We start from the raw sequence: 23,814 nt of genomic DNA, 5'->3' as shown, positions 1-23,814 counted from the left end.
GCGCATGGTCGCATTCAGCGGCATCGCGCACGGTTTGGCAAGCCCTCAGGGCATGTACATGCCGCCATTGACGTGCAAGGTTTCGCCAGTGATGTAGTTCGCATCCGGGCCGGCCAGAAAGGCGACAGCACGGGCGATGTCGGATGGCTCACCCAAGCGCCCGAGTGCGATTTGGTCGGCCATCGCGGCCTTCGCATCGTCCGGCAAATCCTTGGTCATGTCGGTGGCGATGAAGCCTGGCGCGACCACGTTCACCGTGATGCCGCGGCTGCCAATTTCCTTGGCCAATGACTTGGAGAACGCGATGATGCCGGCCTTGGCCGCGGCGTAGTTCGCCTGCCCTGCATTACCTGTAACGCCAATGACCGAGGCGATGTTGATGATGCGGCCACGGCGCGCCTTCATCATGCCGCGCATGACGGCCTTGCTGGAGCGATAGACGCTGGTGAGGTTCGTGTCGAGTATGGCCTGCCAATCCTCGTCCTTCATGCGCATCAGCAGGTTGTCTCGGGTGATGCCGGCGTTGTTCACCAGGATCGACAGCCCGCCGAATTCCTTCTGAATATCGTCGATGAGGCCTTCGATGCTGCCCGCCTCGTTAACGTTGAGCACGCGGCCGTTACCGCCCACCGACTTCAGGCGCTCGGCAATCGCGGCGGCACCGGATTCGCTGGTCGCGGTGCCGATGACGGTCGCACCGCGCGCCGCCAGCTCATCGGCGATGGCTGCGCCAATGCCGCGCGAGGCGCCGGTCACCAGGGCGATTTCGTTTTCCAAGGGCTTCGTCATCAGGCTTTCCATTCTTCCAAGGCAGATTCGAGGTCGGGCAGGCTGCCCAGTGCGCGTCCATCGAGCGACTTGTCGATGCGCTTGACCAGGCCGGTAAGCACCTTGCCCGGGCCGCATTCACCGATGCGCGTTGCACCATTTCCTGCCAGCACTTCCACGCAACGCGTCCACTGCACAGGCAGGTAAAGCTGGCGCACCAAGGCATCGCGGATGGCATCGACATCCGGCTGCACGGCAGCATCGACGTTCTGTACCACCGGGATATTTGGCGCATGCCATGACAGGCCTGCCATCGTCTCGGCCAAGCGGTTGGCGGCTTCGCGCATCAGCGGCGTATGCGAGGGCACGCTCACCGCAAGCTTGACCACTTTGCGCACGCCTTTTTCGCCGAGCAAGGCAATCGCGCGATCCACCGCCGCCGCATCCCCGCCAATCACGATCTGGCCGGGCGAGTTGTAATTAGCCGGCACGACCACTTTGGTATCGGAGGCCTCCTTGCACACCTCGGCCACCAGCGCGTCTTCAGCGCCGATCACTGCCGCCATTGCACCGGTGCCGGCAGGCGCGGCATCCTGCATCAACTGACCGCGGATGCGTACCAAGTGCGCACCATCCTTCAGTGACAGTGCGCCCGCAGCGACCAGCGCGCTGTATTCGCCCAAGCTGTGACCGGCCAACTGCGCCGGCAGCGCGCCGCCCTCCTGCTGCCACACGCGCCACACGGCGACGCCTGCAGCCAGCAGTGCGGGCTGGGTGAACTCGGTGCGATTGAGCATTTCCTCGGGTCCGCCCTGCGAGAGCGCCCACAGATCAGTACCGGCGCCGTCGGAGGCCTCTTCGAAAGTCTCACGCACGATGGCGTGGGCCTCGGAGAGCTCGGCCAACATGCCGATACTTTGCGAGCCTTGCCCGGGGAAGACGAAAGCCAGTTGCTTGCTCACGCGCACATCCGTTTAGCTGAAACGGGGCAGTTTAACGTTGGGTGGCAAAGCCCGTCTGTACTCACGCGTATGCGAAACGCGGCAAGACTCAGTAGCGCAGCAGCACCGAGCCCCAGGTGAAGCCGCCGCCGAAAGCCTCCAGCAGCAGCAGCTGGCCACGCTGCACCTTGCCGGAACGCACGGCGAAGTCCAACGCCAGCGGCACCGAGCCCGATGACGTGTTGCCATGCTGGTCGACGGTCACCACGACACGATCCATCGGCATATCCAGGCGCTTGGCGGTCGCCTCGATGATGCGCAGGTTGGCTTGGTGCGGGATGAGCCAGTCGATGTCGTGGCGGTCTAAGCCGTTGGCTTCCAGCGTTTCCTCGACCACCGAATCCAAGGCCTTGACCGCGTGCTTGAACACGTCGTTGCCGGTCATCAGCACGCGAACGCCCGCGTTCTCTTCTTCCGGCTTGAAGCCTTCTGACACGCCCACGGGGTTCCAGAGCAGTTCCTTCTTGCTGCCATCGGCATGCAGATGGGTGCTGAGGATGCCGGTGTCGGCATCGGCCCTGAGTACAGCCGCACCCGCGCCATCGCCGAACAACACGCAGGTGCCGCGATCGGACCAATCGATCATCCGGGTCAGCGTTTCCGAGCCGACCACCAGCACCGTCTTGGCATCACCGGTGCGGATGAATTTGTCGGCGACCGTCATCGCATAGATAAAGCCCGAGCACGCCGCGTTCACATCGAACGCCGGGCAGCCAACGATGCCAAGCTCAGCCTGCAAGAGACAGGCCGATGACGGAAAGATCAGATTGGGCGTGGTGGTGCCCAGCACGATCATGTCGATGTCGCCGGGCCCGACGCCTGCCGCGTCCATCGCCTGGATCGCCGCATCACGCGCCAGCGACACCGTGGTCTCACCCTCGCCTGCGACATAGCGCTGACGGATGCCAGTGCGCGCGGTGATCCACTCGTCGCTGGTATCGACGCGCTGGGCAAGCTCGTCGTTGGTGACTACCCGCTTGGGCAGGGCACTGCCAGTGCCGGCGATGCGGGAATAGATGCGCTGCTGGGCGGTCATGCGACGTCTCCGTGGTGCGAATCGGTGCGCAATGGCTGGCTTAGCCGAATTGCGCGCACGAAAAGACGATACCGGCTTGCACCGGCATCGTCATGTGTCTCGTTCCTGCGCAGGAAGCGCGGGATCAATCTTCGTCGACGACCTTGGACTTGGTCTCGATGACCTTCTTGCCGCGGTAGTAGCCATCGGCGGTCACGTGGTGACGCAGATGGGTTTCGCCGCTGGTCGGGTCGGTCGAAAGCTGCTTCGCCGTCAAGGCGCTATGCGCGCGGCGCATGCCACGCTTGGACGGGGAAACGCGGGACTTCTGGACTGCCATGATTCAACTCCAATGAAACTGTGATGTAGCGTGGAACTTCAATTCTTGTTGTCGGACTTCAGCGCTGAAAGCGCAGCAAACGGGTTGGTCGCCGCCGCTTCCTCTTCACGCACCGGCCAATCGCGCTCGACCGCTTCCGAACCCGGCGCAACCGGTATCACCGGCACGGCCAAAATCAGCTCGTCCTCAACCAGCTCAGCCGGCACGACGCGGCCGTCTTCCGGCACCAGCAGCGCCTCGTAACCTTCAGGCAACGCGGCTTCACCAGCTTCGTCGCGGATCAGACCCAAGGTTTGCTCGATGAGCACTGGTTCGATGAATCCTTGCAGGCTGCGCTGGCATACCAACGGCAAACCCGCTTCGATCGAGAGCTTGGCAAACGGCACTTCCAGCGCGTCGCGCCCGAATTCGATCCGGTAACGCGCGCTGCCTTCGGCATCGTTCAACAGGCTGCTCAGACGCGGCAATTCGGCCAGCGGCAGCTCACCTTCGAGCACCCGCCGGGCCGACACCATGCGCCATGCATCGACAGCAGGGGACGAATCAGCGGACATAGCCGGAAAATGTTAAGGATTTGGCCGCTTCCTGTCAAACGACCACGCTAGCCTCATTCTTTGATCCGGATCGGCTGCTCGGACCAGTCCGCGACCACCCCATCCCGCCCGACCAGGCGCAGGCCCAGCCAATGCAGCCCGGGCGCCAGGCCGCTGGCATCGATATCGGCCTCGAATCCGACCTTGGTTTGCTGCGGATCATTACTGATCTTCCAGTAAGCCGCGACTTCCGGCTGGGCGATGCCATAGCGAGCCTGGGCAACGGGCTTGCCGTCGATCAGGATCTCCACCGATGCCAAACCTACGCCATCGCGGAAGGCCCACCCGCGCACGCTGAAGCGCTTGGGCAGGGTCTGCCCTACGACAGGGTGGTCGATGTAGGCCATGGAGGGCGTGCTGCACGCCTTGCCATTAGTTGGCTCGATCCCCTGCGGGAAACGGGCGACGACGAAGCGTTGCGCGCCATGATCCACATTGACGATGCGCGAAGGCTGGATAGGCCCGACCTTGTCGCAGAGCGCATGATAGTGAGCGAGGAGGTCGCGATATCGCACTTCATCGGTGCCGATTACCAGCAATGCCGGCTGACCGGACCTGGGCAATACCCCCTCGCCTTCCAGGCCCCACAGGCGCAACTGGGGTGCGCGACCATGCTTGTGGTTGAGCGGATGATCCAGCACGCGGATGTCAGGATCCTGCAGCTCGAATCCCAACTCGGCGCCCAGCTTGAAATTGTCTGCCAGCAGCACTGTGCCCTCGGGCATCGCGGCCAGTTCTTCGCGCACCGCATCCGCCACTTTGTCCCAACCGGCGAAATTGGCTGGGTACCACTTCTCGGCAGCCAACCGCTCACGCAAGGACGGAACCGAGACCATGGCATACCAGCCGACCACCGCGATCAAGCCCACCGCCAACATCGCCCACATCGCCTTGCGCCAACCCGCACCCCATTTGCCCAACACCACCGGCACCGCTGCCAACAGCGCGAGATAGCCTGGAATGGTCCAGTGGAAGCTGACCCTCTCGTTGTCGGCGAAGAAGCCCAACACGAAGAATCCGAGCGTCGACAGGCCGCCCAGCAAACCGAAGTAGCGCCACTGCGAAGCGCCTTCACTGCGATCGCGCGCGGACAAGATGAAGGTTTGCACCAAGGCGATGAACAGCAGCGGCGTGACCAACAAAGCCTGCACCAGCACGAACGAAATACCATCTGCATGGAACGCCCATGGGTGGCGATCAACCATCTGGAAGCGCAGGCCGGCATCGCCGTTGTCCAGATTCCAAGCCAAGAGTGGCAGCCAGGCCACCGCACCGATGGCGAGCGCGATCAGGACACGCGGATCCCGCAATACACGGCGGCCTTCCTTGATCAGCAGGAGCGCGATGAACCCGATGACAATCACGCCGATGAAGCGATAGTGGCTAAGCGCACCAATCGAAAGCCCGAGCGCGAGTTCCAGCGCGCGCCCCGCGTTGACCTTGTCCAGCAAACGTGCGCCGGCATCCAGGCACAGTGCGGTGGCAAGCGCCATCGGCACGTCCGGCAGTGCAAGCAGGCCCAAGGTGCCCGACAGGGGCATCAATACGGTGAGCAACCCTGCCTGCCAACCTGCCGCTTCACCAAACCACCGCGCCGATATTTTCGCGACCAGCCACGGCAACAAGGCGGCCATGGCGATGAACGGAAAACGCAGCGCAAGCACATGCGGACCACCGATTTCCACGCCCAGGCGCGTCAACCATGCGGTCAACCCCGGCAGATCCGAATAAGCCAGCGCCAGATGCTGCCCTTCCTGCCAGTAGAACGCCTCGTCGACGAACAAGGGTAAGCGCCATGCCACCAGCAGCTTGGCCAGCAGCAACCCACTCCAGGCGATCAGGAAGTAGCGGCGCCAGACGGACACGTGCTCATTGGGTAACGGTAGACTCATGACCATCAACAATCTTTTCAATGTGGAAGGTTACCCGAGTTGGACATGACAACCGATGACAGGCCGACTGAAAGGCTGAAAGATCATCTGCGCGCGGCACAGGCACAGGTCAATTCGCTCGTGCTCGGCAAGCAGCACGAAGTGCGCCTGGCCTTCGTGGCACTGCTCGCAGGTGGCCATGTTCTGATCGAAGACCTGCCGGGCCTGGGCAAGACCACGCTCGCGCATGCGCTCGCCGCGACCTTGGGGCTTGGCTTCCAGCGCGTGCAGTTCACCTCGGACCTGTTGCCGGCGGATGTCGTGGGTGTCTCGGTCTATGACGCGGGCAATCGCGGCTTCGAATTCCATCCCGGGCCGGTTTTCAGCAACATCTTGTTGGCTGACGAAATCAATCGTGCACCACCTCGCACCCAAAGCGCATTGCTTGAAGCGATGGCCGAGCACCAGGTCACAGTCGATGGCACGACGCGTGCGTTGCCTGCCCCGTTCTTTGTGATCGCCACGCAAAATCCGGTGGATCTCTCGGGTACATATCCGCTGCCGGATTCGCAACTGGATCGCTTCCTCCTGCGCTTATCGATGGGCTACCCCTCGGCCGAAGCCGAACGCATGCTGTTGGTCGGCGAAGATCGGCGGGCCCTGATCGCACAGGCAAGCCCGATGCTGACCGAAGCCGAAGTGCTGGCCTTGCAACAGTCGGTCGGCGCGGTTCATGTCAGCGAAGCACTCGTCGCTTACGTGCAAGCGCTGCTTGCGCGCAGCCGGCAACATCCCGGTGTGCGCACTGGCCTGTCGCCCCGCGCTGGCCTTGCGCTGTTGCGTGCAGCACGTGCGCATGCGCTATTGCTTGGGCGGAGCCATGTCTTGCCCGAGGACGTGCAAACCCTGTTCGTGCCGCTGGCAGCGCACCGCTTGGTGGGAGATGGCGATGCTGGCGATGGCTCGCAACTGGCCAAATCCGTATTGCTGGCGGTCCCGGTCGATTGAAAACCGTACGGCGCCTCAGCGATGCGTTGTCGCGCTGGACCCGCCCGCGCGCCACCGAAACGCTGCCTATCCACATCGACCGTCGTCGGGTGTACGTATTACCCACCCGTTTCGGCCTGTTCTATTTGTTGCTGGTCATGACGATGGGCGTGGGCGCGCTCAACTACAACAACAACCCGGCACTGCTGCTGTGCTTGTTGTTGGCCGGCGCGGGCCTGGCGAGTCTGGTCGCTGCGCATTTGCAGCTGTCCGGGCTACAGGCCGACACACTGGCCGCGGAAACCGTCTCCGCTGGCATGTCGATGCCGCTTCGGGTCGCCTTCAGCGCGGCAGACACGCGCCCACGCAGCGGAATTCGCGTACATGCGCATGAGGTGGAAGGCGGACTTGCATTGGACGCGCAGCAACGCGGCATCGCCGAACTCGAGATTCCCACCCACAAGCGCGGCTGGATGGAGCCGGGGCGGATTGAGATCGCCACCACTCGGCCACTGGGCCTCGCTCGCGCCTGGTCAATATTGCGCCCGGCCGATCCCTGGCTGGTGTATCCCGCGCTCGAGACCCAGGGCCCGGCCCTGCCCGATGTGCAACATGACGGCGACCAGCGGCGTCCTCACTTTGCTGGCGACGACCTGCACCTATTACGGAATTACCAGCCGGGCGATCCGATCCGCAGCATCGCCTGGAAAGCCAGCGCGCGTCGCGACCAGCTGATGGCGCGGACTTGGGAGCAGCCGCATGGTGACGATGTCGCACTGGATTGGTTCAGTGTCGACCTGCCACACGAAGATCGCATCCGCCGCCTTGCACACTGGGTGGACCTGGCCGAACGCGAGGGCCGACGCTGGCAGCTGCGGCTTCCGCTACAACCGCCAATAGGCCCGGCCAGTGGCACGGCGCATCGGCACGAATGTTTGCGCGCGCTGGCCCTGATGCCTGAAGCACACGGATTCTGAGCATGGAATTCGACCTCGCCACCCGTCGCGCGCTATTGCTCACTCTCGCCATCGCGCTCGCGCCGCTGCTACTGCAACTGCCCGGCCAACTGGCGCTGGCCATCGCCGCCACGGCTGCACTGATGTCGTTTGCCAGCTGGCGCCGCAGGCTGCCAGGCTGGCTGAAACTGCTCATCGCCATCACCACGGTGTTTGCGGTACTCGCCGCCTTTGACTTCCAACTGGGGCGAGACACGGGCTGCGCCTTGCTGGCGGCGATGTTGGCAATCAAACCCTCAGAGACCCGTAGCCTTCGCGATGCACGCAGCCTGGTCGGGTTCGCGCTGTTCGCGCCCTTCGCCACTTTCCTCCTCGACCAAGGGCCGTTGTCGTTGGTGCTTGGCCTGATCGCCCTGGTCGTCGGCCTACTGACTTTGCAAAGGTTGGCCGATGTCGAATCCCAGATCCAGCCGGTGCCCGCCTCCAGCAGCCTGCGCAGCATCGGCGCCTTGATCGGCTTGGGACTGCCTCTGACGCTGGCAGCCTTCTGGCTGTTCCCACGTATCCCAAGCCCTCTGTGGGGCGTACCCGATCGCGCAAACGCCAAGGTTGGACTGTCCGATTCGATGTCGCCGGGCGACTGGCTTGACCTGATGAACGATGACAGCCCGGCCTTGCGCGTACGCTTCGAAGGTCCAGCGCCCGCGCCATCACAGATGTATTGGCGCGGCCCGGTCTTGTGGGATTTCGATGGTCGCGAATGGTCCTCGCCTGGCGCGCCAGCCCTGGTGAACCGGCCTGCCATCACAGCCGGCAACGCACGCTGGAATTACCAGCTGGAAATCGAACCCAGCGAACGTCGCTACATCACCGCACTCGACCTGCCCATGGCTGCACCTGCGGGAAGTGTGCTGACCCGCGATGGCCATGTTTTGTCGATGCAACGATTACAGGCGGTCAGTCGCTGGCAGATCGTTTCCGCACCGCCTCGGCAGTTCGATGCCGTGCTCGATGAGCACACACGTCGTCGTGCACTGGCCTTTCCTCGCAGCGTCAACCCGCGTGCTCAGCACCTGGCGCAGCGCTGGCGCACGGAAACCGGCGGCGATACGACCACTATCGTGCAACGCGCGATGCAGATGGTAAATGCCGACCTCGCCTACTCACTCGCTGCACCTGCGTTGGGCCGCGACACCGTCGATGAATTCCTGTTCGAAACCAAGACCGGCTATTGCGAACATTTCAGTTCCGCCTTCGTGTTTCTGATGCGCGCCGCGGGCGTACCTGCCCGTGTAGTCACGGGTTACGCGGGCGGCTATCGCAACCCCGTCGGCGATTACTGGATCGTTCGCAACTCCGATGCGCACGCATGGGCCGAGGTATGGCTGGCTGGCCGCGGCTGGGTGCGCGTCGACCCGACCGCAGCTGTCGCACCCGAACGCATCTACGACACTATCGCGGATCGCATGCCGGGACGGATCGGCAGCTTCGATGGGCTGTCAAACTTGTGGAACACCGCCGACTGGTTGCGCCGCGGCTGGAACGATTTCGTACTCGGCTTCAATGCCGACCGGCAGTCACGGATGTTGCAATGGATGGGCGTGAAACGAATCGAGGCGACCACGTTGGCACTCATTTTCGCGGTGGTTTCGCTCGTCGCACTCGGCTGGATGCTGTGGTGGTTGCGTCGTGGCGAACGCGAACGCGACCCACTGTTGCGTGCGTGGCATCGCCTCTCGCAGCGTTATCGTCGCTTCGATCTGACACGCGAGCCCAGTGAGGCTTCATCGGACTGGGTCGCGCGTGTGGCGCAGGCGCGCCCACAGGATGCCGAAGGTTTGCGCGGCATCGGCCAGCGCTTCAGCGACCATCGCTACGCTGATGCCGAAGCAACATCCACCCTCATCCGCGACATCAATCGATTCCGCCCCCGACGCTGACCAAAGCACGAAGACTCAGGCGGGCGTACCAAACCGACCGAGCGGCGCACCGGCCAGCAAATGCAGGTGGATCTGGAATACGGTCTGCCCGCCATCGCCATTGCAGTTCATGACGATGCGATAGCCATCGTTGTCGAAACCTTGGGCTTTCGCGTACTTCGCTGCAGCCAGCGCGAGACGTCCAATGATCTCCGGCTGGTCTTGCGGCACATCGTTCAAGGTCGCGAAGTCCTGCTTGGGCACGAACAAGACATGTACCGGCGCTTGTGGCGCAATGTCCCTGAAACCGAAGAGGTGATCGTCCTCATAGACGATCTCTGCCGGGATTTCTCGATCACGAATCTTGTGGAAAATGGTGCTCATTGGCGGCTCCTGCATCACGATGGGAAGGATGTCTTGGATGTTACCGCCGGCTCAAGCCATCTCGCTGCGGCTGCCAAATGCGTGCGACAAGGTGCCGCGATCCACGTACTCCAACTCGCCGCCCAGCGGAACGCCATGCGCGAGGCGGCTCGGTCGTACATTCGCCTGGCGGGCGAGCTGTGCAAGGTAATGCGCAGTCGCTTCACCCTCGACCGTGGGATTGGTCGCGATGATCAATTCACGTACTTCGCCTTCACCCAGGCGCGTGACCAGTTGGTCGAGCCCCAACTCTGCAGGACCGATGCCATCGAGCGGACTCAAACGTCCTTGCAGCACGAAATACAGGCCTCGATAACCAGTCGCTTGTTCGATGGCGAGGCGATCAGCCGGGTTTTCCACCACACAAAGCTCGGCGTGATCGCGTGACGAATTGGCGCAGGTGGGGCAAACATCTGTTTCACTGAAGTCGCGACAACGTGCGCAATGGCCAATCATTGCCATCGCCTCCTTCATGATTTCAGCGAGCCTTTCACCGCCACCACGCTCACGCTCCAAGAGGTGGTACGCCATGCGCTGCGCGGACTTCTGCCCGACCCCGGGCAACACGCGCAGCGCTTCGATCAATTGTTCCAGCAGCGAGCTCACGGACGATGCCTACTCAGAAAATCCCCGGCAGTTTCATCCCCGGCGGCATCGGCATGCCAGCGGTCGCGGCCCCCATCTTTTCCTGGGTGGCGGCATTCGCCTTGTTCACGGCATCGTTGAACGCGGCGGCGATCAGGTCTTCGGCCATTTCAGCGTCTTCGAAAACGCTGGGGTCGATACGCACCTTGCGGCATTCCATCTTGCCGCTGAGCGTCACCGTCACCATCCCGCCACCGGCGTTGCCGATGACTTCCAGGTTGGCCAATTCTTCCTGCGCGCGCTGCATGTTTTCCTGCATTTTCTGCGCTTGCTGCATGAGCTGGGCGATGTTGCCTCGCATGGGGTAACTCCTATGTCGTGTGGGTCAGTCGTCCAGCGGACGGATGGAATCAGGCACCAATTTGGCACCCTGCTGCATCAATCGCTGCACGTCGGGATCATTCAGGAAGGCGTCTTCGGCTGCGCCGTGGCGGGCGTCGCGTTCACGCTCGTTGCGCTGACGCAGGGTATCGCCCACGTTCGCCTTGGTGGTCTCGAAGCGAATTTGCGGCGCGGCACCGAAGGCCGCCGTCAGCGACTCCGACAATTGCTTGACCGCCATCGGCGTCTTGAGGAAGTCATCGTCCGCCGAGAGCGAGAGACTGAGCACGCCGTTGTCGTAAGCGACGAAGCCAACATGCGAGGCCAACTCCTTGGTCGGGCCTTTCAACGGCGTGCCGGCGATGAGGTCCAGCCAGCCATCGGCGTCCAGCGACATCACCTTGGCGACCGGTGCCGCAGGCGGCTCTTCGCGCATCGCAGGCTCAGGCTTGGTGATGCGTTCGCGCTGCGGTACCGGCGCAGGCTCGGGTTTCGCCACGGCTTCAGCAATCGCGGCCTGTGCGGCAGCGCGTCCATCGACCTGCGGTTTGGCGGCACGCGGCATTGGCGTGGCATTCGATGTCACTTGCCCGGCACCCGCGCCCTCGCCCATCGGACGGAACGCCAGCATCCGCAGCAAACTCATCTCGAAACCCACGCGCGGCGATGGCGCAATTGACAGGTCACGCCCGCCATTCACCGCCATCTGGTACCAGAGCTGCACGACTTCGGGGCGCACGCGTTCGGCGAGCGATCCAACATCGATACCGCCATCATCGTCTTGCAACTGCATCGCCGGCACCAGTTGGCGCAGTTGGACGCGGTGCAGCGCATCGGCGATGGCCTCGAGTACATGGCCCCAGTCGGGCGACAATTCGGCGAGCGAAGCAACCTCGCCCATCAACTTGTCGCCATTGGCCTCGGCCAAGGCGGCCAGCAACGCGGCTACGCGTGCGCGATCGACGGTGCCGAGCATGGCGGCGACCGCGGCATCGCCCAACCCACCTCCGCCATAAGCGATGGCTTGATCCAAGAGGGAAAGCCCATCGCGCAGGCTGCCATCGGCGGCGCGAGTGAGCTGGCGAATCGCGCCGTCTTCAAACGGTATGCCTTCGGCACCCAGGATCTTGCGCATCTGTCCGTCGATCTGCGCAATATCCAATCGCTTGAGATTGAACTGCAGGCAGCGCGAAAGTACCGTCACGGGCAATTTTTGCGGATCGGTCGTCGCCAGCAGAAACTTCACGTGTCCCGGCGGCTCTTCCAGCGTCTTCAAAAGCGCGTTGAACGCGTTCTTGGACAGCATGTGGACTTCGTCGATCAGGTAAACCTTAACCCGGCCGCGGCTGGGCATGTACTGCGCGTTGTCGATGACTTCGCGCACATCGTCCACGCCGGTGTTGGAGGCGGCGTCGATTTCGAGCAGGTCGATGAAACGCCCCGCATCAATATCCAGGCATGTGCGGCATTCGCCGCAGGGCTCGGCCGATGTGCCCTGCTCGCAATTGAGCGATTTGGCGAAGATGCGTGCGATGGTGGTCTTGCCGACGCCGCGGGTGCCGGTAAACAGGAAGGCATGGTGGACGCGGCCGGTATCCAACGCATTGGTCAGCGCCCGGACCACGTGCTCCTGGCCCACCAGTTCGGCGAATTTCTTGGGGCGCCACTTGCGGGCAAGAACGAGGTAGCTCATGCCGTCATTCTGCCATGCCCGGCCACCCGCCCCGGGCCCGGGAACGGACCTTTTGCCTTGTGGCCTGCGCCGCCTTAGAATGCTCGGCTCGCGTCGTGCCGGAAACGGCCGCCGTGACACGGAGAGGTGTCCGAGTGGTTGAAGGAGCACGCCTGGAAAGTGTGTAAGCGTCTAAACCGCGCTTCGGGGGTTCGAATCCCCCTCTCTCCGCCAGTTTTCTGCATCATGCGCCGCGTGGTGCACGTCTATGGTGGCCCTGTCGGCCCCCCGCGACGCTAGCGCGAAAACTCCGCCAGGGCCGGAAGGCAGCAACGGTATTGTGCGATGCGGGTGCCGGGGATCGTTGGCAGGGCCGCCACCTTTTCGGGCCTGCGGGTTTGCTGTGCGCAGCTCAGGCCGGCTTGAACACTTCAGGCAAAGGCGCCACCAAATCGATCACCTCGCCCGGCATCAGCACCTGCATCCCACGTGCGCGCAGGGCCTCGATTTCATGCTCCGAGCCATAGTGGTAGAGGTGGCAGCGCGCCAACAGGTCAGCCGGATATTCACGCTCCAGGTCCTCGATACCGCTGTGCGAGGGGTTACCTACCAGCGCACAATCGTGAGCGATGAGTTCATTTGCATCGGCGAATTTGGCCAGCATCTCGGGGATTGGGCGTGTATCGCCGGTCCACACCATGCTGCCACGCAGGCGCAGGCCATGCGCCGTGTCCGGCCAGTGATGACGCACCGGGAAGGCCTCTATGCGCACATCGTCATGCCAGAAGTGATCGCCGACGATGATCAGCTGGAACGCATCCCAGAAATTGGTGCCGCCCTCAGCCAGGGCATTGGGATACTCGGCAACGCGCTGTTGCACCCAAGGCAGGACGCCGGTCGGACAGTAGATGCGCACCTTGCCGCGTCGCGCCGGGTCAAAGATGGTGTCAACGAATAATCGCTCGAACCCGCTGACGTGATCCAGATGCGCATGGGTGATGTACACGGCCCACGGATATTCGCCGTAGTACTCGACGTAGCGCGTCAGCCCTTCCGAGCCACAATCAATCGCCAGCCACGGCTTGCCATCGCGCTCTATACAGGCCATGGCGCTGCCGAATTCGGCGACGGCCATCGCCCCGCCCGTGCCCAGGAGCCGCAGCGCCCAACTCATCGTTCCATGTCCTCGGTCATGCCTTCATCATAAGCAGTGCGTACTTGAGCAAACCCTGACTCGATGGCCGAGGCCAAAGCAGGCCCGCCCAATTTGTGCAGGGAGCGATGCAGCCGTGCCAAGTTGGCGCGTCGCCACCCTCTCTCCGACGGATCGCGCAGGCGCGCCTTGTCGAAGTCGATCATCCAGCCATTCGCGGCATCATCAAACAACAGGTTATGGGCGTTGAGATCGGGATGGTCCAGCCCCGCGCGATGGAACCGGGCAACCAACGCTCCACTCGCCTGCCAAGGTGCGGATGTTGCATCGGCCAAAACGCGATGACCGAAGGAGTGTACGTTGGTGATGCGCGTCAGCAGGATCGCGGCGCGGTAACGTCGACCATCACGCCAATACGCTGCGGCCAATGGCCTTGGAACCGGCAAACCGTCCGCATGCAAAGCCTGTAGCAGGCGGAATTCCGCGAAGCTGCGCACGCTGTTTTCGCCGCGCCAGACATAACGATCACGGCTAAGCTTGGCGATCAGTCCGCCGCGCAAATAACGGCGCAACACCATGCCGATGTCCGGCGCATTGATGAACCACGCCCCACCTCGGCCACCACTGCCTACAAGCTCTGCAGCATCGCCCCAATGCGCGGCCTCGAACCATTCGGACGTCGGCGTTTGCCGCCGCGTGGTCGGGTCGAACACAATGGCCCCTTCGCTCCGCGCATCGCGGAACGGCACGACCTTTTCATTGGGTGTGCGCATCGACATGACCCGAGTCTAACAATCCACGTGAATACGAGCCCTGCCCCCCCGCAATCGGTCTGCCTGCTGCGCCTGTCAGCGCTTGGTGATGTGACCCATGTGCTACCGCTGATCCGCAGCTTGCGCGCGGCCTGGCCCGAGGTGGAGATCACTTGGGTGATCGGCAAGGGCGAGCATCGCCTGCTGGATGGCCTGCCCGGCGTGCATTTCGTCGAATACGACAAGAAAAGCGGCCTTGGAGGCATGTGGGCGCTGCGCAAGGCACTCAAAGCACGACTGGGCAAGCGCAAGCGTTTCGACGTCTTGTTGCAGATGCAGGTCGCGGCGCGCGCAAATCTACTGTCAGCCTTCATCCCAGCCAAATTGCGCGTGGGCTACGACAAATCGCGCAGCAAGGACTTGCACGGTCTCTTCATCAACACGCGCATTCCGGATCAGCCTGGCATCCATGTGTTGGATGCCATCGGCAGCTTCTGCGAGCCACTCGGGCTCAGGCAGGCGGAAGTCGTGTGGGACATGCCTGTGCCTGCCGAGGCCTTCGACTGGGCTCGCGCGCAATGGCCGGACGATGGTCGGCCGGTGCTGATGATTTCACCGGCCTCCAGCCACGTGCGCCGCAACTGGCGGCCCGAGCGCTATGCGGAGCTCGCCAACCACGCCGCCGCGGAAGGCTGGCGGGTGGTGCTGTGCGGCGGCCGCAGCGATCTGGAGCGTGAGCTGGGCGATGCGATCATGGCGAAGATGGAGCTGGCGCCGCAAGACCTCATCGGCAAGGACACGCTCAAGCAACTGCCCGCGCTGCTGTCACGTGCTGACCTGCTGGTGACTCCGGACTCCGGCCCCATGCATATCGCCAATGCAATGGGTACCAAGGTGTTGGGCCTGCACGCCGCCAGCAATCCGCTGCGCAGCGGACCGTATTCGGATGTGCGCTATTGCGTGGACCGTTATGACGATGCGGCGCGCAAATTCCTCGGCAAGCCGGCCGGCGAGCTCAAGTGGGGCACGAAGATCGAGTTCGACGACGTCATGGACCTGGTGACGGTCGATGACGCCATTGCGGCCTTCGAGCGCTATCGGGCCGATCAGACCTTGGGTGCGCGGTAATCCTCGTACGATTTTTCCTCGACGTAGGATGAGCCCAGCGCCAGGTTGATGTCCTTTTTGATCCGCGCGCGCTCGTCATTCTCGAAGTAGACGCTGCGGGCAAGCTTGATGAACTCTTCATCGAAGGCCTGTGCCTTTTCCTTGATGCGGATGTCGTCTTCAATCACCCACAGGCGCTCGTTAACGGCCTTGAGCGCAGCGCGCAGTTCGGCGATGTTGTGGCCGGCGGCCGGATGCGCCATCCAGGTGCGCTCCAGCGCGGACAGCTCGTTGCGAACGTTGGCAAGCTTGGCTTCATCGCTCATGCGCTCGGACTTGATCTGCAGGATGGCGATCTTGTCCAGCAGCTCGCCGAAGGACACCGGCACCAGAATCTCGGACATCGACAGGCTCCACGGGAAAACGCCAGTTTAGCGGCTCTTGTGGCGCCCGCGACCGCCCCGTATCATGTGCGGCTCGCTGCACGCCGGAGAGGTGGCAGAGTGGTTGAATGTACCTGACTCGAAATCAGGCATACGTTAATAGCGTATCGGGGGTTCGAATCCCCCCCTCTCCGCCAGACAAGCAAAAAGGCACCCCTCGCGGGTGCCTTTTTGTTTATTCGGTGATGGGATGGATGAGAACAACCGACAGGGGTTCGGCAAATTCGTCTGAACGAATTAAGACGGCCCTAGGCCGCCTTCGCGCAGCGAAGGTGCGGCACATGGATGCGCCCCCCCCTTCTCCCCAATTGCGGTTGCGCTGCCAGCTCTATCCGGCCGACGTGCTCGCGCATGCTTTCTCATCATCCGAACCAACATCCCAACCCCCAACTTGCCGAATCTCAACGTCACCCCGATGATGCGTGGACCCTCCCACACAACATCCGCATGATCGAATTCGGCCACATCACCCATCCCGGACTGCGCAGGCAGCTCAATGAGGACACCTACCACGGCGATGGCGGGCTTGGCCTCTGGCTGGTCGCCGACGGTATGGGCGGGCATGAATATGGCGAGGTGGCGAGTGCGATCGCCCGTGAGTCCGTGGTGCGCGAAGTCCGCGACGGCACCCCGCTGACCCAGGCCATCCGCATCGCCGGCGAGGACATCCTGCGCAGCCCACGTGGCCGCCGCGACGCCCTGCCGATGGGCACGACGATGGTTGCCGCGCGCGTGCAAGGCCCGCGTTTCGAAGTAGCTTGGGTCGGCGATAGTCGCGCCTATCTCTGGCACGCCGGGCGCTTGGTGCAGCTCTCGCACGATCACAGCTATGTGCAAGAGCTGATCGCGCAAGGCACGCTGGGGGTGGAGGAAGCGCGCAAGCACCCGCAACGCAAAGTGGTGACGCAGGCGCTCGGGGTGACCGATCCCGCGCATATGGATATCGAGCAGCTGACCGGCGCATTTACCTCGGGCATGCAGCTTTTGTTGTGCAGTGATGGCCTGACCGAGGAAGTGGACGATGCGGCCATCGCTGAGATCCTCGCCCGCCCTGGCCTCACCGCGCAGGAGAGCGCGGACACACTGGTCGCCGCCGCGCTCGACAACGGCGGCAGCGACAACATCACGGTATTGGTACTGCGCTGCCACTAAGGCAGCAACCATTCGTCAGCTTGCCAGCACCCGCCACAGCACGGGTTTGTCGTCCAGCTTCTTGCCGATCGCATCCAGCCGCGCCTCATGCGCGGTGCGCTCGTCACCGCTGACTATCACGCGCGGCCGTGGGCCCGACGCCGCGACTTGCGCAGCCAATGCTTCTGCCGCGGCATCGGCTTGGTTGGCGTCGGCTTCCGCAGTCAGCGCGTCGAAACCGATCTCGCTCTGGCCGCTGGTCATCGCCAGGTAAACATCGGCGAGCAGCTGCGCATCGAGTAGCGCGCCGTGGAGTTGTCGATGTGCGTTATCCACGCCCAATCGCCTGCACAACGCATCCAGCGAATTGCGCTGACCAGGATAACGATGTCGCGCCATCTCCAAGGTATCGGTGACCGTGGCGCGATCGCTGATGCGCCCACGTGATGCCCCAACCAGCGACAGCTCATTGTCTAGGAACCCGATATCGAAGCTGGCGTTATGAATGATTAATTCGGCGCCATCGATATAGTCGAGAAACTCATCGACCACGTTTTCGAAACGCGGCTTGTCGGCAAGAAACTCGGTAGTGAGCCCAGTCACTTCCTGCGCGCCCTGCTCGAACTCGCGATCCGGGTTGAGGTAGTGATGGAAGTGATTTCCAGTCGGCCTTCGCTCGATCAACTCCACGCAGCCGATTTCCACCACGCGATTGCCTTTGCGCCATTCAAGACCCGTGGTTTCGGTATCCAGCACGATTTGTCGCATCAAACTTTCCCTTGTTCCTTGATCGCGATGGCAGCGTCGCGCGCCAAGCCATCGACTCGCTCATTGTCCGGATCGCCCGCATGGCCCTTCACCCAGCGCCAATCAATGTGATGTCGCTTCGCCGCGGCGTTGAGGCGCTCCCACAGGTCCTGGTTTTTCACCGGCGCGCCGCCCGCAGTCTTCCAGCCGCGCCGGATCCAGTTCGGCAGCCACTGAGATATACCCTGCTGCACGTATTTCGAATCGGTATAGAGGGTGACGTCGCAGGCTTCGGTCAACGTTTCCAGCGCCTGGATCGCCGCCATCAACTCCATCCGGTTGTTGGTGGTGTCAGGCTCGCCGCCGGAGAGCTCGCGCTCGCGCGCGCCGTAGCGCAGCAACACGCCCCAGCCACCAGGACCGGGATTGCCCAGACACGCGCCATCGGTATGCGCCTCGACGGCCTTCTTCGCCGCCGTCATAGAGCGTCGCCCACCGCCGGGCCCAGCGCGGGCACACGCTTCATCGTCATCGGCATACGGCGCTTTTCCGCGGCCAACAGATAGACCGCGCGCGCACCAGCCCCCAACTGCAACTCGCTATCGATGCGGTTTCGCCAACGCGGACCCAGGCCCTGCGCGACCGGCTCAGGTGCCAGCCCTGCGCGTTTGAGGCGACGACGCCAGGTGACCGGCTCACGCCCGGACACCCCTTCGCCTTGCCAATGCCCACGGTACGGCGATAGTGGGTTCAATTCGAACACCGACAGCCGCCCGCCCGGCACCAGCACCCGCACACATTCTTCAAGCCAAGGTTCGATCTCATCACTTTCCACATGTTGGACGATGATGCCGCCGATCGATTCACTCGCCAGCGGCAGAGCCTCGCCACAGGCCACATCCCCTATCCAGCCACGCCCACCAGCACGCAGCCACAGCCCGTGCGGCTGATCGATGGCACTGGGACGCGACAACGCGCTGAAAGCCAGCCACGGCAAGCCAGGACGGGCCGAAATAGCCGCGTGCAGGCTGGGCAACTCGCTCATGGCCAGAGCCAGGCCGTGTTCGCTGGCGAACCAGTCCGGCGGCGCATCAGGTTGACGGGCGGTGACTAGGGCAGGCATCGTCGCCCATTCTACGTGCCGGACCCGTATCGTCAGCCCTTGATATCGCCGCCTCCGCCCCTGCCCGCTTTCGCTGACAACTACCTCTGGTGGCTGCCGGGCACGCATGGGCCGCTATTGGTCGATCCGGGCGATGCAACGCCCATCCTTGAACGCTTTGGCAATGCGGCCTCGCTCACCGCGATCCTGCTCACCCACCATCACGACGACCACATCGGCGGCGTGGCGGCGCTCCTGGAGCGCTGGCCCAACACGCCGGTCATCGCGCCACATGAGCCGCGCATTCCCTTCGCCACCCAGCGCGTGTCAGCCGGAGATGTGGTCGATGTCGATGCGTACCGTTTCAATGTCATCGAAGTGCACGGTCACACCCGAAGCCACATCGCCTATCACGGTCATGGCCTGCTGTTCTGCGGCGATGCACTCTTCAGCCTGGGCTGCGGGCGCATGTTCGAAGGTGATGCGGCAACAATGCGCGCCTCCCTGGACCGCCTCGCTGCCTTATCCGATGACACACAGGTCTGCTGCGCGCACGAATACACGCTATCCAATGCGGCCTTCGCTCAACACCTGATGCCACGCAACACAGCTCTGGCAGCGCGCATCCGCGAGGCGCGTGCGCAGCGTGAAGCTGGTAAGCCCACGCTCCCTTCCCGTTTATCGGATGAACGCGCATGCAACCCTTTTCTGCGTCTGGACGATGGCGAATTACTGGCAACGCTCAGCTCGCATCTGGGCCATGCCCTGACCGACCGCGATGCGACATTCGCCGCGCTACGTGGCTGGAAGGACGGATTTCGCGAATGAGGCTGTCCTCCACCATCGCTGCGCTGGGTCTTGCGATGGCCTGCGCATCGTTGCCCGCTTTTGCCGCCGATGCCGGCAAATCCACAATGGCCGGACACAACCCGAGCATCGTCACCCGCAGCGGCCTGGACATCCACAAACGCTTCCGCGCGAACCTGGCCGAGCCCGAATGCAGCAATGCCAGCGCACGCTGGCGCGCGCATTACGCCGCCATGCCCAAGCGCATGACCAAAGACGATGACGAACTGCTCGCTTTGTTTGGTTACGTAGTCGATGAATTCATCAAGGCCGGCTTGCCGACCGAATACGCGTTGGTACCGGTGATCGAAAGTCGTTACAACCCGTCTGCACGCAGCAGCGCCGGACCCGCAGGCATGTGGCAGTTCATCGGCCTCACCGCGCGCAACCAAGGCATCACCATGCGCTCGGGCTACGACGGCCGCTATTCGGTGGTCGAATCCACCCGAGCGGCGGTACGTTACTTCAAAATCCTGCACAGCATGTTTGGCGGCAATTGGCGCGTGGCGATCATGGGCTACAACGCGGGCGAATATCGCGTCATCGGCGCGATCAAACGCAGCGGCATGTCGCAGCGCAAGGCGGATGCAGACAAGATCCAGGGCGTGCCTGCACTCACCCGCGCTTATGTCGAAAAGCTGCACGCGATCTCCTGCCTCATCGAGCAAGCCGATGACCGCAAGCAGTGGATGGAATCACTGGACAGGCCCGTACCGATCCTGACCGCTGAGGTCGTCGAAGAAGGCGCAGGCAGCCTAGATGACTGGGCCCGCGCTCGCCAACTGGACCCAGCTTTACTCAAGCGTTTGAACCCCGCCCTCGCACGCGGGCCGATCAAGAACGGCAAGCAGGCACCGAAGCTGCTCGCCCCGATGCGCGGCGCGGCCGGCACCAGCGCAGTCACCTCCGCCCCGAGCGAGCCGCTCTCTTCGCCTCAAACGCAGGCCAGCGCACCTGACACCCCCACAACCAACGGCAGCTACATCGTTGCCAAGGGCGATTCCTGGTGGGCCATCGCCAAGCGGCACGGCCTTAGCGTGAACGAATTACTGCGTCGAAATAGCCTCGACAAGGCCAGCGCACTACGCCCCGGTATGGTGCTGAAGCTCGACGCGCCTGCCCACTGACGGGCAAACTGTACGCCTCATCCCCAGATAGAACGGAACACAGCATGGGTTTCCTGCAAGGCAAGCGCGCTCTCATCACCGGCATCGCCAGCGAACGTTCGATCGCCAGCGGCATCGCCGAAGCGATGCATCGCGAAGGCGCCGAACTCGCCTTCACCTACCTGAACGAAAAGCTGAAGTCCCGCGTGGAAGCCGCGGCGGCGGAGTTCGGCAGCGACATCGTCCTCCCGCTGGATGTGACCTCAGACGCGCAGATCATGGAGTGCTTCGAAGCCCTCAGCGGCCCCTGGGGTGACGGCTTCGACATCCTGGTTCACGCGATCGCCTATGCGCCGCGTGAAGCAATTGCCGGCCAGTTCCTCGACGGCCTGACCCGCGAGAACTTCGCCATCGCGCACGACATCTCGGCCTATTCGCTGGCCGCGCTCTCCGCCGCCGCCCGCCCGATGATGGCCGGCCGCAACGGTGCCATCCTCACCCTGTCCTACCTCGGCGCGGAACGCGCGCTGCAGGGCTACAACGTGATGGGCGTGGCCAAGGCGAGCCTGGAGGCGACCGTGCGCTACCTCGCCTACAACCTGGGCCCGGAAGGCATCCGCGTGAACGCGGTCTCGGCCGGCCCGATCAAGACGCTGGCCGCGGCCGGCATCGGCGGCTTCCGCAAGATCCTCGGCCATGTCGAGGAGAACGCCCCGATGCGCCGCACGGTGACCATCGAGGAAGTCGGCAACGTCGCCGCATTCCTGTGCTCGGATCTCGCCAGCGCCGTTACCGGCGAAGTGACTTATGTCGATTCGGGCTACAACATCCTTGGTATGACCGGCTTGAACGACTAAGTACGCATCCTCGCTGCGAATGAAAAAGCCCGGCATGTGCCGGGCTTTTTGTTGTGCGATGTCGCTGCGCTGCAGTTTAAAGCTGGGTCTCGACGACGCGGATCTTGCGCGATTTGCGCAGCTCGGCGATGTAGGACTTCGCCGTCTGCTCGGCAGCTGCCGAAGACAGCTGCTGGCGCATCCCGGCCAGCTGGGCTGCGGGCACCTCGGCCGGATTGGCAGGGGTCGCTGCATCGATGCGGAACACCATCCAGCTGCCATCCGGCAACACCACGGAGCCGGCAGACACCTTGCCTTGCTGTGGACGCGGGACGGCGAAGATCGCCTTGGTGGCTTCCGGTGTCGGTGCGGGCACGTTGCGGGTCACCCCCTTGAAGGGCTCGACCGCCAGGCTGCGCGCTGCGGCCAATGCAGCCAGATCTTCGCCCTTGCCGGTCGCCGCCACCATCGTTTTGGCAGCGGAGGACGCTGCCTTGCTGGCACGATCGGCGCGGATGTCGGCGATCACACGCTCGCGCACTTCGGCAAGCGGAATCGGGCGTTCAGGGGTATGCGCCACGACGCGCAGCAAGACGCTGTGATCGGTGCCGACGTCAATCGGGTCGCTGGCCGTGCCGTCTTGGATGCGCGCCTCGGAGAACGCCTCGCGCTGCACTTCCGGCGATGCCGCGATACCTTCGCCACCACCCTTCGGTACCGGTCCAACCTTCTGCACGGTCAAGCCATGCTTGGCCGCCGCTTCCGCGAAGCCAGAAGGATTCTTCATCAAATCATCGACCAAGGCCGAAAGCATGTCGTTGTAGGCGCGCTCGCCTGCGCCGGCGATGGCTTCGGCTTCGATTTGATCGCGGACTTCTTCGAAAGACTTTCGCGTGCCAGCCTTGACCTCACCCAGCTTGATCACGTGCCAGCCAAAATCGGTCTTTACCGGTGCGCTCACCTGATTCGCCTGCAAGGCGAAGACAGCATCTTCGAACGGCTTGGGCATGCCGCTGCCGCGCGTGATCCAGCCCAGGTCACCGCCCTGCGCCTTCGAGCCAGGGTCACCCGAGTTGGTGCGTGCGAGGGCCGCGAAATCGGCACCGCCATTGGCTTGCTGGGCCAGCGCCGCTGCCTTGTCCTGCGCGGCTTTTTGCGAAGCAGCATCCGCTGATGCATCAACCGGGATCAGGATGTGTGCGACCTTGCGCTGCTCGGCCTCGCCATATTTTTCCTGCTCGGCGGCATAGCGCGCGCGCAGGTCTGCTTCATTGACGGGAGCCGGCGGCAATTTGGCCGCTTCGACATCGATGTATTCCAGTGTCACCGTCTCCGGCGCGAGGTATTCGCTGGCATGCGATTTGTGCCATGCGGCGATATCGGCATCGGATACCGGCGCGGAGTCAGGCGCCATCGGAATGCGTACCACGCTGACATCACGCTGCTCAAACCACAGCGCCAACATCCGATCACCTTCGGATTTGGAGGTGAACGCCGACAAAGCAGCGCGACCGACCAGTGCATTGCGCTGCAAATCGTTGCGCAGGTCTTGTTCGAACTGCACGGGCGTACGCGGGGGGCTCAGGCTGGAAAGCACGGAGACGTACTTCTGCTGGTTGAAGCGGCCATCGACTTGAAATTCCGGGATCTTCTCGATCTCACGACGCACGCTGGCATCCGCGACTTGGATGTTGGCATCGACCGCGGCCAGACGCATCAAACGCTCGTCGATCATCGACTCAAGAATCTTGCGCTTGTTGTCGACCGATTCGAACGCCTTGTTGTCGAAGGCGTCGCCCTGCTCCGCGCGTTGTTGCTGACGCACCAGCTCAACGCGCTGGCGATATTCCTGCACGCTGATTTCTTCATCGTCCCAGAACACCGATACCGGCCAGAACGACGGTGCGGACTTCCACCAGGACGGCGGCGACTGGATGCGCGCAGCAAAATTCTCCGAGCTGCCGGTCATGTAGTCACTGACGCCGAACAAGGCGAACGGCACGATCAACAGGCCAAGGATGACAGTGGCCACCCAGCCACTGGATTTGTCGCGTAGTGCTTGCAGCATTTCTGTCGGCTC

General features: G+C 63.1%; 25 protein-coding genes, 2 tRNA genes and 1 other RNA gene. 11 read left to right on the top strand and 17 right to left on the bottom strand.

What is annotated here, in order from left to right; genetic code table 11:
• Nucleotides 1–45 precede the first annotated feature (45 nt).
• The 6 genes from fabG to BW989_RS08635 form a co-directional block, all read right to left on the bottom strand.
• Nucleotides 46–789 (bottom strand): 3-oxoacyl-ACP reductase FabG, encoded by a 744-nt coding sequence (fabG, locus tag BW989_RS08660; RefSeq protein WP_076587922.1) that lies wholly within the window; start codon nt 787–789, stop codon nt 46–48.
• Complete coding sequence (gene fabD, locus BW989_RS08655) at nt 789–1,730, bottom strand: ACP S-malonyltransferase (protein ID WP_278245862.1); 942 nt, start codon at nt 1,728–1,730, stop codon at nt 789–791. Before fabD ends, fabG begins: the two co-directional genes overlap by 1 nt.
• Nucleotides 1,731–1,818: 88 nt before the next feature.
• Nucleotides 1,819–2,805: a beta-ketoacyl-ACP synthase III gene (locus tag BW989_RS08650; protein ID WP_076587393.1), complete on the bottom strand. Its 987-nt coding sequence runs from the start codon at nt 2,803–2,805 to the stop codon at nt 1,819–1,821.
• Nucleotides 2,806–2,929: 124 nt separating this feature from the next.
• Entirely contained in the window at nt 2,930–3,124 is a 195-nt protein-coding gene (gene rpmF / locus BW989_RS08645; protein WP_076587391.1) for a 50S ribosomal protein L32, read from the bottom strand.
• A 38-nt stretch (nt 3,125–3,162) separates the two neighbouring features.
• Nucleotides 3,163–3,678, bottom strand: coding sequence for a YceD family protein (locus BW989_RS08640; protein WP_076587389.1), 516 nt, complete (start codon nt 3,676–3,678; stop codon nt 3,163–3,165).
• Nucleotides 3,679–3,731: 53 nt separating this feature from the next.
• A complete protein-coding gene (locus tag BW989_RS08635; protein WP_242651403.1) occupies nt 3,732–5,582 on the bottom strand; it encodes an ArnT family glycosyltransferase in 1,851 nt (616 codons plus the stop codon).
• Between the two features lie 72 nt (nt 5,583–5,654).
• Here BW989_RS08635 and BW989_RS08630 point away from each other — a divergent pair, with 72 nt between their 5' ends.
• From BW989_RS08630 to BW989_RS08620, 3 genes are read left to right on the top strand one after another with little or no spacing between them, the layout of a single operon-like run.
• Nucleotides 5,655–6,596, top strand: a complete 942-nt coding sequence (locus BW989_RS08630; protein ID WP_076587388.1) for an AAA family ATPase — start codon at nt 5,655–5,657, stop codon at nt 6,594–6,596.
• Complete coding sequence (locus tag BW989_RS08625) at nt 6,593–7,552, top strand: DUF58 domain-containing protein (protein WP_076587386.1); 960 nt, start codon at nt 6,593–6,595, stop codon at nt 7,550–7,552. The genes BW989_RS08630 and BW989_RS08625 overlap by 4 nt, the downstream gene beginning before the upstream one ends.
• A 2-nt stretch (nt 7,553–7,554) precedes the next feature.
• A complete protein-coding gene (locus BW989_RS08620) occupies nt 7,555–9,471 on the top strand; it encodes a transglutaminase TgpA family protein (RefSeq protein WP_076587384.1) in 1,917 nt (638 codons plus the stop codon).
• Nucleotides 9,472–9,486: 15 nt separating this feature from the next.
• On the opposite strand, the gene BW989_RS08615 is transcribed toward BW989_RS08620, so the two are convergent.
• Genes BW989_RS08615 through dnaX form a run of 4 tightly spaced genes read right to left on the bottom strand, consistent with a single transcriptional unit; the run spans nt 9,487 to nt 12,532 of the window.
• A complete protein-coding gene (locus BW989_RS08615) occupies nt 9,487–9,834 on the bottom strand; it encodes a histidine triad nucleotide-binding protein (protein WP_076587383.1) in 348 nt (115 codons plus the stop codon).
• 51 nt (nt 9,835–9,885) lie between these two features.
• The gene (gene recR, locus BW989_RS08610) at nt 9,886–10,479 is read right to left on the bottom strand and encodes a recombination mediator RecR (protein WP_076587381.1); all 594 of its coding nucleotides are present in this window, start codon (nt 10,477–10,479) and stop codon (nt 9,886–9,888) included.
• Between the two features lie 13 nt (nt 10,480–10,492).
• Complete coding sequence (locus BW989_RS08605; protein WP_076587379.1) at nt 10,493–10,819, bottom strand: YbaB/EbfC family nucleoid-associated protein; 327 nt, start codon at nt 10,817–10,819, stop codon at nt 10,493–10,495.
• A 24-nt stretch (nt 10,820–10,843) separates the two neighbouring features.
• Nucleotides 10,844–12,532 carry a DNA polymerase III subunit gamma/tau gene (dnaX, locus tag BW989_RS08600; protein ID WP_076587378.1) on the bottom strand — a complete coding sequence of 563 codons (1,689 nt, stop codon included), beginning with the start codon at nt 12,530–12,532 and terminating at the stop codon, nt 10,844–10,846.
• Between the two features lie 120 nt (nt 12,533–12,652).
• On the opposite strand from dnaX, the gene BW989_RS08595 reads away from it, so the two are divergent.
• Nucleotides 12,653–12,745, top strand: a tRNA-Ser gene (locus tag BW989_RS08595).
• Nucleotides 12,746–12,788: 43 nt separating this feature from the next.
• Nucleotides 12,789–12,885: signal recognition particle sRNA small type (ffs, locus tag BW989_RS08590), an RNA gene on the top strand.
• A gap of 38 nt (nt 12,886–12,923) precedes the next feature.
• Here ffs and BW989_RS08585 read toward each other — a convergent pair.
• A complete protein-coding gene (locus BW989_RS08585) occupies nt 12,924–13,685 on the bottom strand; it encodes an MBL fold metallo-hydrolase (RefSeq protein WP_076587376.1) in 762 nt (253 codons plus the stop codon).
• Nucleotides 13,682–14,443, bottom strand: coding sequence for a 3-deoxy-D-manno-octulosonic acid kinase (locus BW989_RS08580; RefSeq protein ID WP_076587374.1), 762 nt, complete (start codon nt 14,441–14,443; stop codon nt 13,682–13,684). The genes BW989_RS08585 and BW989_RS08580 overlap by 4 nt, the downstream gene beginning before the upstream one ends.
• 21 nt (nt 14,444–14,464) lie before the next feature.
• On the opposite strand from BW989_RS08580, the gene BW989_RS08575 reads away from it, so the two are divergent.
• On the top strand, nt 14,465–15,544 hold the full coding sequence (locus tag BW989_RS08575; RefSeq protein WP_076587372.1) for a glycosyltransferase family 9 protein: 1,080 nt from the start codon (nt 14,465–14,467) through the stop codon (nt 15,542–15,544).
• On the opposite strand, the gene BW989_RS08570 is transcribed toward BW989_RS08575, so the two are convergent.
• Nucleotides 15,523–15,927 carry a DUF6165 family protein gene (locus BW989_RS08570; protein WP_076587370.1) on the bottom strand — a complete coding sequence of 135 codons (405 nt, stop codon included), beginning with the start codon at nt 15,925–15,927 and terminating at the stop codon, nt 15,523–15,525. The two genes, BW989_RS08575 and BW989_RS08570, sit on opposite strands and share 22 nt — an antisense overlap.
• Before the next feature lie 85 nt (nt 15,928–16,012).
• Here BW989_RS08570 and BW989_RS08565 point away from each other — a divergent pair.
• Nucleotides 16,013–16,103 (top strand) — tRNA-Ser (locus BW989_RS08565).
• Nucleotides 16,104–16,413: 310 nt separating this feature from the next.
• Nucleotides 16,414–17,118, top strand: coding sequence for a PP2C family protein-serine/threonine phosphatase (locus tag BW989_RS08560; protein ID WP_076587368.1), 705 nt, complete (start codon nt 16,414–16,416; stop codon nt 17,116–17,118).
• 15 nt (nt 17,119–17,133) lie between these two features.
• Here the strand turns inward: BW989_RS08560 and dnaQ are convergent, their stop codons facing one another.
• The 3 genes from dnaQ to BW989_RS08545 are packed head-to-tail and all read right to left on the bottom strand — an operon-like array spanning nt 17,134 to nt 18,967.
• Nucleotides 17,134–17,865: a DNA polymerase III subunit epsilon gene (gene dnaQ / locus BW989_RS08555; RefSeq protein ID WP_076587366.1), complete on the bottom strand. Its 732-nt coding sequence runs from the start codon at nt 17,863–17,865 to the stop codon at nt 17,134–17,136.
• On the bottom strand, nt 17,865–18,326 hold the full coding sequence (rnhA, locus tag BW989_RS08550; RefSeq protein WP_076587364.1) for a ribonuclease HI: 462 nt from the start codon (nt 18,324–18,326) through the stop codon (nt 17,865–17,867). Before rnhA ends, dnaQ begins: the two co-directional genes overlap by 1 nt.
• Nucleotides 18,323–18,967 (bottom strand): class I SAM-dependent methyltransferase, encoded by a 645-nt coding sequence (locus tag BW989_RS08545; protein ID WP_076587362.1) that lies wholly within the window; start codon nt 18,965–18,967, stop codon nt 18,323–18,325. Before BW989_RS08545 ends, rnhA begins: the two co-directional genes overlap by 4 nt.
• A 42-nt stretch (nt 18,968–19,009) precedes the next feature.
• Here BW989_RS08545 and gloB point away from each other — a divergent pair, with 42 nt between their 5' ends.
• From gloB to BW989_RS08530, 3 genes are read left to right on the top strand one after another with little or no spacing between them, the layout of a single operon-like run.
• Nucleotides 19,010–19,774 carry a hydroxyacylglutathione hydrolase gene (gene gloB / locus BW989_RS08540; protein ID WP_207551641.1) on the top strand — a complete coding sequence of 255 codons (765 nt, stop codon included), beginning with the start codon at nt 19,010–19,012 and terminating at the stop codon, nt 19,772–19,774.
• Nucleotides 19,771–20,919, top strand: coding sequence for a lytic transglycosylase domain-containing protein (locus BW989_RS08535; protein ID WP_076587360.1), 1,149 nt, complete (start codon nt 19,771–19,773; stop codon nt 20,917–20,919). Before gloB ends, BW989_RS08535 begins: the two co-directional genes overlap by 4 nt.
• Nucleotides 20,920–20,963: 44 nt before the next feature.
• Nucleotides 20,964–21,755, top strand: a complete 792-nt coding sequence (locus BW989_RS08530; RefSeq protein ID WP_076587359.1) for an enoyl-ACP reductase FabI — start codon at nt 20,964–20,966, stop codon at nt 21,753–21,755.
• A 76-nt stretch (nt 21,756–21,831) separates the two neighbouring features.
• Here BW989_RS08530 and BW989_RS08525 read toward each other — a convergent pair whose 3' ends face one another.
• On the bottom strand, nt 21,832–23,802 hold the full coding sequence (locus BW989_RS08525) for a SurA N-terminal domain-containing protein (RefSeq protein ID WP_076587357.1): 1,971 nt from the start codon (nt 23,800–23,802) through the stop codon (nt 21,832–21,834).
• Nucleotides 23,803–23,814 lie beyond the last annotated feature (12 nt).

Source organism: Solilutibacter tolerans (assembly GCF_900155935.1).
GTDB lineage: Bacteria > Pseudomonadota > Gammaproteobacteria > Xanthomonadales > Xanthomonadaceae > Solilutibacter > Solilutibacter tolerans.
Note: the sequence above shows the minus strand (reverse complement) of the source record. Positions and strands in the feature narration are given on the sequence as shown.